This is a genomic window from Kitasatospora sp. NPDC004723, assembly GCF_040609255.1.
Classification (GTDB): domain Bacteria; phylum Actinomycetota; class Actinomycetes; order Streptomycetales; family Streptomycetaceae; genus Kitasatospora.
Genome location: NZ_JBEXJT010000105.1, coordinates 1 through 1,437, shown reverse-complemented (window position 1 = coordinate 1,437; position 1,437 = coordinate 1). Strand labels below are relative to the sequence as shown.

Here is a 1,437-nt window from a genome sequence, read left to right as displayed (position 1 = left end):
CCAATGCCAGTGACTTTGTCCTTCGATCCTCGTTGGTTGTGGTGTGGCGAGGGTGGGGCAGGTCAAGTCGCCTGCGGGTGAGCGGTTGTCGGACCGGATCGCGATCGGGGTGCTGACGCAGGCGTTCCCGCCGGGTCTGGTCGATGAGGTGATCGCCGAGACCGGGCGGGCCGAGAAACGGAGCCGGCTGCTGCCGGCGCGGGTGGTCGTGTACTTCGTGCTGGCGATGTGCCTGTTCTTCGGGCAGGGCTACGAGGAGGTCGCCCGGCTGCTGGGCGAGGGACTCGGGGACGCGCGGCGGTCGTGGCGGGTGCCCACGACCGCCGCGATCGGCCGGGCCCGCCGCAGGCTGGGCCCCGAACCGCTGCGGCTGCTGTTCGCGCGGGTGTGCCGCCCGCTGGCCGTGCCCGAGACAGCTGGCGCCTGGTACCGGCGCTGGCACCTGGTCGCGGTGGACGGCACCACGCTGGACCTGGCGGACACCGAGGCCAACGACGCGCACTTCGGCCGGCCGGGCACGGGACGCGGTATCGGCGCGTTCCCACAGGCCAGAGTGGTCGCCCTGGCCGAGTGCGGCACCCACACCGTGTTCGGCGCCGAGGTCGGTCCGCTGTCGACCGGCGAGCAGACGCTCTCCCGGCGGCTGTTCGCCCACCTGCGGGCGGGCATGCTGCTGCTGGCCGACCGCGGCTTCTACGGGTTCGAGCTGTGGCAGGCCGCCCGGGCGACGGGCGCGGACCTGCTGTGGCGGGTCCGCGCCAACGCCGCCCTGCCGGTGGTGCGGGCGCTGAGCGACGGCTCCTACCTCAGCACCGTCCACGCCGACCCGGACCGAAAAAGCCGCCGCAACCCGGTGACCGTGCGGGTCGTGGAATACACCCTGGCCCGCACCGGCGACGCCGTCGTCTACCGGCTGGTCACCACCGTCCTCGACCCGAAGGAGGCACCGGCCGCCGAGCTGGCCGCGCTCTACGCCCAGCGCTGGGAGATCGAGACCACCCTGGACGAGATCAAGACCCACCAGCGCGGCCCCAAACTCGTCCTGCGCTCGAAGTACCCGTGGGGCGTCGAGCAGGAGGTCTACGGCCTCCTGCTCGTCCACCACGCGATTCGGCAGTTGATGCACCAGGCCGCCCTGCACGAGGGTGTGGACGTCGACAGGCTGTCCTTCACCCGCAGCCTGCGGGTCGTACGCCGCCAGGTCCCCGCCCAGGCGGCGCTTTCCCCCCGGCAGACTCGCCAGGGCGCTGACCCGCACCCTGGCTGAGATCACCGAACGCCTACTGCCCCCACGCCGTCAACGGACCTGCCCCCGCGTCATCAAACGCAAGATGTCCAACTGGCCCCTCAAACGCGCCCAACACCACAACTGGCCACCACCACAACCGGCAACAGTCACGATCACCCAGCGAGACACAACTTAAGTCACCGGCATTG

The 1,437-nt window shown here is 71.3% G+C and carries 1 protein-coding gene; it reads left to right on the top strand.

What is annotated here, in order from left to right; translation table 11 throughout:
* Positions 1-43 precede the first annotated feature (43 nt).
* Positions 44-1,267 carry an IS4 family transposase gene (locus ABZW10_RS38710; protein WP_355376419.1) on the top strand — a complete coding sequence of 408 codons (1,224 nt, stop codon included), beginning with the start codon at positions 44-46 and terminating at the stop codon, positions 1,265-1,267.
* Positions 1,268-1,437: the final 170 nt, after the last annotated feature.